Origin of the sequence: Halalkalibacterium halodurans, from assembly GCF_004376175.1 — a bacterium.
In the GTDB taxonomy this organism is placed as follows: Bacteria; Bacillota; Bacilli; order Bacillales; family Bacillaceae_D; genus Halalkalibacterium; species Halalkalibacterium halodurans.
This window is the reverse complement of sequence record NZ_SNUY01000083.1, coordinates 1-9,149: the sequence shown is the minus strand read 5'-3', so window position 1 is coordinate 9,149 and position 9,149 is coordinate 1. Positions and strand designations below refer to the sequence as shown.

The following is a 9,149-nucleotide window of genomic DNA, read 5'->3' as shown; positions in this document are numbered from 1 at the left end:
TTTTCCAACATTGCTTCATCCATAAAGGCCTGAACGTTCCTATTAAACTTTTCCACCTTCCCTTTCGAATCAGGTGAGTACGGCTTTGCGTATAATAAACGGATACCCAGTTTAGAACAGGTTCGCCCCATCCACTTCGTCCGGTACTGTTTTCCGTTATCAAAGTAGACGGCCTCAGGCAGTCCCGCCTTTTGTATCGCTTTACGGAAGCAGTCTTCGACAATGGACTGATCCAGTGTGGGATACCACTCACCATGAAGAACATATCTTGTGGCGTCATCAATAAACAAGACTAGGTATACCTGCTTATTGGTCCCGTTGGGACCAATCGGTAGAAAGGGGCCATACTTGATATCAGACTGCCAAAGGCTGTTCCGGTACCTTCTTTGAAATCTTCTTGCGGCAACTCCACTGCTTGTATACATCCGCATTTGCCGGGAACTGTAGCCCCGTTCAGCCAGTTTTTCCTGGAGCGTACTCCTTTTTAATTCTCCCGGCTCTGCCTTTCCTTCCCACTCAAGAATCTGAATGATCTGGCTGACACTCCGCCCCGGAACCTCCCTCCTCAAAAGGATAGCCTCCTCCAGTAAAGCAGGAGGGATCCCTGTCCTGGCAGGTTTTCTTCCTTTTTCCTTCGGCTTTAAGCCTTCGAACCCTTCGTTACGGTACTGGGAAAGATACCGGCGGATGGTCCTTTCCGAAACACCTGCTCTTTCACAGATATCAGCCTTGATTTTCCTTGCTTTGCCAGCATCCAACCCCTCCGCCAAAAGAGGGGAGATTAACTGCATACGTTCCGCGGCTGTTTCTTCCGCTTTCCGTTGACTTTTCATCTTCTCATGCCTCCCATTCATTGGTATAGCATGAGTTTACTCCAGAGCAGTCCGGCCAGAAATGCGGAACGGGTCTGTGACCCAAAGATTTAAATTTGTCATGGAACGGACAGCTCTCTTCAGCCATCCCTCCTCCATACCTACATATTGTCCCAGGGAGTGAAGTACGGTTTGTGGAGATTCGGACAATTCCTCCACAGGCAGATCAAAACGTATCGCGATAGACCGGAGGCAGCCGATGGCATACGCCACCCACACCTGAAACCAGTTCTTCCATCGAAAGATGGTTGCTTCATCCACCGCTGCCTCTGTACGTGGTGGTGTAGAAACGGTACCTTCTATACTCTCCGCATCATACCTTTTATAAGGCACAAGAATATCAGGGAGTTCATGATGAATCTTATCGCATGCCTCACAATATAGCCTTCGAATCACAAGCCTGGAGCGCTCGCCACTGCTTTTATACCATGCACGTTTCCGGCTTCCTGCCACTGAAAGTGTTCCTCCACAACAAGGGCAGGGGATTCGTTCCGTACTTCTAACAAAAAACGCCAGATTGCTTCTCAACCAAGGAATAATTTGATATAATGACCATAATCTTTTTTGGGGTGGACGTCTCCTGTGAAACTGTTGGCGTAGTTTCACATTTATGGGGGACGTCTTTTCCTTTCTCCAGATTTTATACTTCTGGTCATTATATCGGTCAACCTTCGGCCAGGCATTAGCATCAACTTTCGGAATATTTAGATCAGCTTAAACACCACAGCTGTAAAAAGCTCCATATTTTGTCGATATTATTAATAATCGGACACAACCAAAGATATAAGTATTTTAATGGACAAGGGCGTAAAAGGTCACAACTTGGCATTTTTCGTCTCTAACCTCTCAATTATTTACATTGTGCGCTAATTTTGATGATTGATGTAAAAGATACCTATCTTTAAGATGAAAGTAGGTAAATCTATGCTTCGTGACATCCAATAAAGGGAGGGGTTCCGATGGTTGAAAGAGTTGCTAGTAGTGAAGTAGCCAACAGGCTAAATGAATGGTATGACACCATCAAGCGTCAAGACATAAAAAAAGCGGCGATCATGAAACACGATCTTCAGAAAGCCATGGATGACATGGAGGAAGATCAAAATGTCCTACTGTATTACAACTTGATTGACTCAAGGTACAAGCTATTACTCGAGCAATATGATGAATCGGGCACCATTTTGGAAAGCCTTAAGGATCAGACGGAGAGAGCAGATACAGACAACCTTCTACAGTATTATTACTACTTTTTTAGTGGCCTCTATGAATTCAACATGAATAACTTCACCCATGCCATACGTCTTTATCATAAGGCAGAAAATCATCTCACTACGATTCCAGACGAAATCGAACACGCTGAATTTCATTTTCAACTTGCAGTTGCCTATCAAAGTATAGATCAAAATTTCTTTTCGATAAACCATGCAGAAAAAGCATTAGATATTTATTTAAAGCAAGAGAACTATGTAAGTAGAATCGCATTAACTCAAATGATCATTGCGGCAAATAAATTAGATTTAAATCAATATCTTGCGGCTGAAAAGTTGTATAAAAAGGCGATTCTTATTGCAGTAGACTCTAATCAAACATTTATCGAATTACTCGGTTACTATAATTTAGGCCTCTGTTATGAGGTGCAAGAGAAACTCGAACTAGCTAGGGATTGTTTTGAAAAGGCACTTGATTTTGATTTTCCACAAGAAAATAAAAAAGAAACTTATTTAAGAATTAAATATATGTTAGGCAGAGTTTTATTTAAAATGGGATTCTTACAAGAGGGAGTAAAATGGTTTGAGGATGCAGTACAACTGGCAAACGAAACAAACGACAAAATCTATCAAGTAAAGCTCGAAATTATTCACGCTGTTTATTTTGACCAAAAAGAATTGTCGATTGATGAAGGGCTAAAAGTGTTGAAAGAGCAAAGTTTGTGGCATGATGTCGAAGATTTGGCATTTAACGCGGCTCGTTTTTACAAAAAAGAAGGATTTTATCAATTGGCGTCGAAATATTACGAAGAAGGGCTAAATGCCCAACAAAAAATTCCATCTTTATATGAGGAGGTAGGGAGCGCATGAAAAGTGTCTTTTTAACTATCATTGTAGCAAGTTTGTTGTTCAGTTTTGCTAACCCTCAAGAACTGCAAAGTCAATGTAGCTCAGGAGACGGCTTCACCACTCTTGAAAAGCCTAGAATAGGTGGATTTTAATTAATTGTATTTCATCTTGGTCAAAATGGAAGCATTAGCAACTTGTACAAGCTTAGATAGCCCCGTGAGATACACGGGGTAATTTTTTTGTTTCCAATTTGAATGACAGATAAATGCCCACCATTTACCCTTATCTCATTTTGATTTTTAGGTATGTAAAATTTGTAAGAAATTTAGCATTTTAAAAAAGGCATCTATCAATTGGCGTCGAAATATTACGAGGAAGGGTTAAACGCCCAACAAAAAATTCCATCTTTATATGAGGAGGTAGGGGGCGCATGAAAAGTGTCTTTTTAACTCTCATTGCAGCAAGTTTCATTTTTGGCTTTGTTGGTTCACAGGTTTTGAATAGTAGCTACACCGCAGGAGACGGATTTACAATTCTTGAGAAGCCCATCGCTGGCATTTAATTTGATACATTCCTAGTCGGTGTAAACGCTAGAATGAAGTTGACAGTTTTTGCTCGATAAGATTTTACACTTTTGCTCAATCAACCTACTACTTTAGTAAAATAGATAGTAATGTTATTTTACTGGGGGTTAGGGTTTTGGAGGAGAAGTTAGTTTTATATGTAAAGATCCATGAATTACGTAAGAGAAAGTTTAAAGTAGCACAAATCGCTAAGGAGCTGAAAGTTTCAAGACCGACTGTCTGTAAGTATTTAGACATGACATTTGATGAAGCAAAAGCTCAAACTATCTATACTTCCTTAACAGGAATTTCGAACTATGGTTAGAGCTTATCATTCTCGCACAGGGGAACATATTCTGGGATTGGAAATACTATACGGCTGAAAACTCGTATAGGCTTCGATAAGTACATGTAAATTAGATGGCGAGTCCGCACGATGGGATTCGCCGTTTCTTTTTTGAGCTCCCTCTTCAAGCGTTGGTCCATCGGCCTTTCCTTTGCTGCAAAAGTCAAACCCCTCCATTGAGCTGACGGTATTTTTCCGGAGGGATGCCGACCATCTTCCTGAAAGTGGCGACAAAGTGGCTTGTCGAGCGAAACCCCACTTGCTTGGCAATCTCACCGATGGTGGCACAGTTGTCTTCTAATAAGAGCTTTTTTGATTGTTGGATTCGCAAATTAACAAAATAGGCATAGGGCGTCAAGTGGAAGTTCTTTTGGAACAGCGAATTCAAATGGCGTTTGGACGTATTAATAAAGCGTGCCATTTCATCAAGGCCTACATCTGGGTTGGAAAGTTGAGTCTTCATCCAATCAATCAGTGAATATAACCGCACTAAGTGATTCGTCTCTTTTGCGTTGCTATTATTCGTTTTTCCATACTTTTTTAAAAGCAGAAGGAATTCATAGACCGCAGAAGAGGCACTGATGCTAAAGCTGTCTCTTGTTTCGTCGCTTTGTTTCAATACTTTCGCAAGGAATGTGGATATCGGAGCTTCTTGATTCCAGTGAAAAAAAGCAGATTGATACAGTTCCAGTGTAATCAACACCTCTTTCACCATCGTCCCGCTAAAGGTTACATACAGTGTTTGCCATGGAGTGGAATCACTTTGCGCGTTTTGATACGAGTGGGGGATATGTGGCAGGAGGAGGACCCCGTTATTCGTCGTCAAGTTGATCTGTCTATTTTGAAACATGATGGAGCCTTGTCCGCTCACTGTTTGAATCCAATGGTAATAAGGGTAGCCATTTGGCCGTGTGACATATTCTTGTACAGGATTAAACCCAATCGTTTCAGCGAAAAGGGGTAGTTTATTTTCATTTAATGGGATGAGAACGTGTTTTTTCATTGGGACCCCTTCCCTCCAAGCAATCAATAAAGAGTTCCTTATTTTTATATCTCTTTCTATTATATTATATATAATCCCGCTTTGTAATCGCATACAATGTAATTATTATGATACAAAGGAAAAGGTGATAGGATATGATCAACGAAAAGCTACCAAAAATTTGGTATGGTGGAGATTATAATCCGGAGCAGTGGGAGAAAGAGGTCTGGGACGAAGATATCCGTATGTTTAAACTAGCAGGAATTGATGTGGCCACATTAAATGTTTTTTCATGGGCGTTAAATCAGCCTGATGAAGAAACCTATGATTTTACTTGGCTGGATGAGCAAATTGATCGGTTGTATGAAAACGGAATTTATACTTGTTTGGCCACGAGTACAGCGGCACATCCTGCGTGGATGGCAAAAAAGTATCCAGACGTCCTAAGGGTTGATTATCAAGGGAGAAAACGTGCATTTGGCGGCAGGCACAATTCTTGCCCGAACAGCCCAACGTATCGAAAGTATGCAGAACGGATGGCCGATCGATTAGGTGAAAGATATAAGGATCATCCTGGCGTATTAATTTGGCATGTGTCCAATGAATATGGTGGCTATTGTTATTGTGACAACTGTGCTGCCAGCTTTCGAAAATGGCTCCAGCAAAAGTACGGGACTTTACAAAATGTCAATAAAGAATGGAACACTCGCTTTTGGGGGCATACGTTTTATGATTGGGATGAAATTGTCCCTCCGAATGCGTTAAGTGAAGAATGGGAGGGGGATTCTACGAATTTCCAAGGCATCTCTTTAGATTATCGCATTTTTCAGTCCGATAGCTTACTAGAGTGCTTTAAACTTGAGAGGGACGCGTTGAAAAAACATACGCCTAACCTTCCAGTAACAACGAATCTAATGGGTACGTATAAAGAGCTGGATTATTTTAAATGGGGTAAGGAAATGGATGTCGTGTCATGGGACAACTACCCTGCGTATGATACGCCTGTAAGCTTTACGGCGATGGCTCACGATCTTATGAGAGGCTTAAAAAGCGGACAGCCATTTATGCTGATGGAGCAGACGCCAAGCCAGCAAAATTGGCAGCCTTATAATTCGTTGAAACGCCCGGGTGTGATGCGCTTATGGAGCTATCAAGCGGTGGCCCGTGGGGCAGATACAGTGATGTTTTTTCAATTGAGGCGATCGGTTGGAGCTTGTGAAAAATACCATGGAGCCGTCATCGAGCATGTGGGTCATGAGAATACAAGGGTATTCCGAGAGACGGCTGCACTTGGCAAGGAGTTGGGCAACCTTTCCGATGCATTGCTCGATGCACGTGTGCAAGCGAAGGTGGCGATCGTGTTTGACTGGGAAAATCGCTGGGCGACGGAGCTATCAAGCGGCCCATCCAAGGCATTGGATTATGTAAAAGAAGTTCACAACTATTACGCCGCCTTATTTGATGAAAATATCCCGGTCGACATGATTGGAGTCGATGAGGATTTAAGCAAGTATGAAATTGTCATTGCTCCTGTATTGTATATGGTGAAATCAGGGTATGCCGATCGTGTAAAAGAGTTTGTTCAAAATGGGGGAACGTTTGTGACAACGTTCTTTAGTGGAATCGTGAATGAGCATGATCTTGTCACTCTTGGCGGTTATCCAGGCGAACTAAGAGATCTCCTTGGAATATGGGTAGAGGAAATCGATGCTCTGCCACCTGAAGTAAAAAATCAGATTGTGATAACAAATGATACCGGTAGTCTAACAGGTACCTATGAGTGCCGGTTGTTATTTGATATTATTCATTCAGAGGGTGCAGACGTGCTGGCTGAATATGGCTCTGATTTTTATGCAGGTACACCCGTCATTACGCGTCATGCTTATGGAAAAGGAAAAGCGTATTACGTAGGAACATGCCCTGATCAAGCCTTTTTAACGGATTTCATGAAGACGGTTTGTGCGGAAAAGGAAATCGCTCCATTATTGAATGTTCCAAAAGGCGTGGAAGTGACGGAGAGACGAAAGGACGGCGCTTCTTACTTTTTTATCATGAACCACAATGCATCTACAGTAGAATTGGAAATAGGCGAAGGAACTGACCTGTTAACAGGGAAGGAATTAACAGGGGCTACCTCATTGGAGGCTTATGGAGTGATGATCGTAAAGCGGTAGCCAAATCGAAAACCTAATGTAGAAAGCGGGGGTCGTATGTTGGGCATACGGCCCTATTTCTATTTCATTGAACTTCTCTATTTATCATGCAAAGAAAGCAGCTCTTTCAAAAAGACGGTGTTTTTTTCTACGTGTTATCCCACCTTATGAAAAGGGACCTCTACAATGTAATGTGGAAATATTGGTTTTTTAGATGTTTTTAAACTTCCTTTAACATCACCTTTATATCTGTTCTGTACGCTAAAGGAACAAACGATAAGGAGTGATCTTTTATGATGAAGCGAACCCTTACCTTTTTTGTCGCCGTAGTAATGGTCATCACTATGTTCACTGTCCCTACAGTCTCAGCCCAGACGAACCCCAACTCTAAAGGAGATCAACAAAAAATGATCAACATTGCTCATCGTGGAGCTTCCGGACATGCCCCGGAGAACACCATGGCTGCCTTTCAAAAAGGGTTTGACATGAAGGTAGACTACATTGAATTTGACGTCCATATGACAAAGGATGGCGAGCTTGTTCTCATGCATGACTTAACCGTTGATCGCACGACAAGTGGTCATGGCTATGTAAGTGACCTGACGTTAGACGAGATTAAACAATTTGATGCGGGCAGCTGGTTTCATGAAGATTTTGTTGGGGAGAAGGTGCCTACATTTGAAGAAACGTTAGATGCTTTTCGCGGGAAGGTTGGGCTTTTAATCGAGTTAAAATCGCCTGAGCGGTACCCAGGTATGGAGGAGAAGGTAGCGGAAGCCTTAAAGGAGCGCAAGATGGATCGGAGTAGTAACCATAAAGTGATTATTCAATCCTTCAACCATGAATCGATGAAAAAATCGAAGGAGCTTTTGCCCCACATTCCTCATGGAGTGTTAGCAGGACCTAGCTGGGCGAATGTGACCGATGAACAGCTGGAGGAATTTTCGACCTATGCCGATTATTTTAATCCGAACATGACGATCGTAACACCTGAGCTAGTGAGTCGTGTTCACGCAGTCGGCATGAAGATCTTCCCTTACACATCCAGAACGCAAGAGCAAGCGAACCGGTTGTTTGAACTAAAAGTCGATGGCATAATTACGGATTTTCCGGAGCATGTGTACTTTCACCCTGTGAAAAATCAATAGGAGTTAAAAAAGTAAAAGTTGGCCGCGTGAATAATGAACTCCCGTTCCCCTTTGGATACTATCTCTAAAGGGGGTTTTTCATGTCATTTATGAATGCTGAGATGAAAGAGGCTATTCGCTATTGCATAGAAGGTAACGACATACTACAACAATTTCTGTTTGATCAGACCGGTTTAATTGGTCAAGTAGGTTGGAATAAATTCATGCGGTTTCGAATAAAAAGAGAACCATTTCACAAAAGGAGAAGATACAATTCGTTAATGAAAACGGCAAACGCTTTATAGGCCCTGTGTTGATGCGAGGGGCATTTATCTATGCGCATGGGAAAGATGGGACTTATAAAAAATGGTGAGGAAATGTCCTTAAAGAATTAGAACGGATACAAAAAATGGTTATTCCGTGTTAAAGTAATAAGAAAACGATTCAATGGGTAGTGCCAAAAGTTCTATGAAAAACTAGCACGGTTCATACTACCTACCATTTATTAGGTGGAAATGCCACGCTATCGCTCTTGACAAACACACCAATGGTTTATTCAGAGGTCAATCAAGGGCGAAGGGAACAAAAGAAGGCATGCTAAATAAACCCTTGACTTTTTCCATTTTAAACCATTGGCAAGTTCGGTTTGTCAAGAGTTCGCTTCGCCGATAGCTGAATAGGGCTCAGCTAAACAAAAGTTAGGCTGACTGTTGTTGAATCCAGTCTTGAGCTAATCCAATAAGGGCTGTCCACCTCGCTGGCATGGTTGGTAGCTTTTCTAATTCTGGAATTGTTACTGGCACTTTCCCTTCGAGTGAAGAATGTGGACGTAAGAAGTTAAAGTAAGCCACAAACAATGTCACAAAAGAAACAGATCCTTGTTCAGAACCAAAGCCGTGCGTCGATCGATAATTCCCTTTAAACGTGCGATTTAGTCTCTCGATGATTTGCTTGAGAGGTCGATACTCTCTAGAGACATCGTCTTCATTTGTTAGCCCGATGACCTGTTTTACGTCAAACGATATGTGGTTCTCTGCGAAGAAATGCTGTGC

At 42.0% G+C, this 9,149-nt stretch carries 10 protein-coding genes and 2 pseudogenes; 8 read left to right on the top strand and 4 right to left on the bottom strand.

Annotated elements, in window-relative coordinates; translation table 11 throughout:
* Both E2L07_RS21360 and E2L07_RS18585 read right to left on the bottom strand, forming a co-directional pair.
* A pseudogene (locus E2L07_RS21360) lies at nucleotides 1-770 on the bottom strand (DDE-type integrase/transposase/recombinase); the annotation flags it as partial.
* Between the two features lie 99 nt (nucleotides 771-869).
* Complete coding sequence (locus E2L07_RS18585; protein WP_276399879.1) at nucleotides 870-1,478, bottom strand: DUF6431 domain-containing protein; 609 nt, start codon at nucleotides 1,476-1,478, stop codon at nucleotides 870-872.
* Between the two features lie 353 nt (nucleotides 1,479-1,831).
* Here E2L07_RS18585 and E2L07_RS18580 point away from each other — a divergent pair, with 353 nt between their 5' ends.
* From E2L07_RS18580 to E2L07_RS21355, 5 genes and pseudogenes are all read left to right on the top strand, one after another.
* Nucleotides 1,832-2,947: a response regulator aspartate phosphatase gene (locus E2L07_RS18580; RefSeq protein ID WP_053430199.1), complete on the top strand. Its 1,116-nt coding sequence runs from the start codon at nucleotides 1,832-1,834 to the stop codon at nucleotides 2,945-2,947.
* Nucleotides 2,944-3,078, top strand: coding sequence for a hypothetical protein (locus E2L07_RS21565; RefSeq protein ID WP_276399901.1), 135 nt, complete (start codon nucleotides 2,944-2,946; stop codon nucleotides 3,076-3,078). The genes E2L07_RS18580 and E2L07_RS21565 overlap by 4 nt, the downstream gene beginning before the upstream one ends.
* 278 nt (nucleotides 3,079-3,356) lie before the next feature.
* Nucleotides 3,357-3,488 carry a hypothetical protein gene (locus tag E2L07_RS21560; protein WP_276399900.1) on the top strand — a complete coding sequence of 44 codons (132 nt, stop codon included), beginning with the start codon at nucleotides 3,357-3,359 and terminating at the stop codon, nucleotides 3,486-3,488.
* A gap of 137 nt (nucleotides 3,489-3,625) precedes the next feature.
* Nucleotides 3,626-3,814, top strand: a complete 189-nt coding sequence (locus E2L07_RS18575) for a hypothetical protein (protein WP_243855003.1) — start codon at nucleotides 3,626-3,628, stop codon at nucleotides 3,812-3,814.
* Nucleotides 3,772-3,894 (top strand): annotated as a pseudogene (locus E2L07_RS21355) (SMI1/KNR4 family protein); the annotation flags it as partial. The gene E2L07_RS18575 and the pseudogene E2L07_RS21355, both read left to right, overlap by 43 nt.
* A gap of 104 nt (nucleotides 3,895-3,998) precedes the next feature.
* On the opposite strand, the gene E2L07_RS18570 reads toward E2L07_RS21355, so the two are convergent.
* Nucleotides 3,999-4,838, bottom strand: a complete 840-nt coding sequence (locus tag E2L07_RS18570) for an AraC family transcriptional regulator (RefSeq protein ID WP_010899828.1) — start codon at nucleotides 4,836-4,838, stop codon at nucleotides 3,999-4,001.
* A 134-nt stretch (nucleotides 4,839-4,972) separates the two neighbouring features.
* Here E2L07_RS18570 and E2L07_RS18565 point away from each other — a divergent pair, with 134 nt between their 5' ends.
* The 3 genes from E2L07_RS18565 (at nucleotide 4,973) to E2L07_RS18555 (ending at nucleotide 8,402) form a co-directional block, all read left to right on the top strand.
* The gene (locus E2L07_RS18565; RefSeq protein WP_134230305.1) at nucleotides 4,973-6,991 is read left to right on the top strand and encodes a beta-galactosidase; all 2,019 of its coding nucleotides are present in this window, start codon (nucleotides 4,973-4,975) and stop codon (nucleotides 6,989-6,991) included.
* A gap of 272 nt (nucleotides 6,992-7,263) precedes the next feature.
* Nucleotides 7,264-8,118: a glycerophosphodiester phosphodiesterase gene (locus E2L07_RS18560; protein ID WP_134230304.1), complete on the top strand. Its 855-nt coding sequence runs from the start codon at nucleotides 7,264-7,266 to the stop codon at nucleotides 8,116-8,118.
* 80 nt (nucleotides 8,119-8,198) lie between these two features.
* Nucleotides 8,199-8,402 carry a hypothetical protein gene (locus E2L07_RS18555; RefSeq protein WP_134230303.1) on the top strand — a complete coding sequence of 68 codons (204 nt, stop codon included), beginning with the start codon at nucleotides 8,199-8,201 and terminating at the stop codon, nucleotides 8,400-8,402.
* Between the two features lie 393 nt (nucleotides 8,403-8,795).
* Here E2L07_RS18555 and E2L07_RS18550 read toward each other — a convergent pair.
* A partial coding sequence (locus tag E2L07_RS18550) for an integrase core domain-containing protein (protein WP_134228631.1) occupies nucleotides 8,796-9,149 on the bottom strand: 354 nt, incomplete at its 5' end.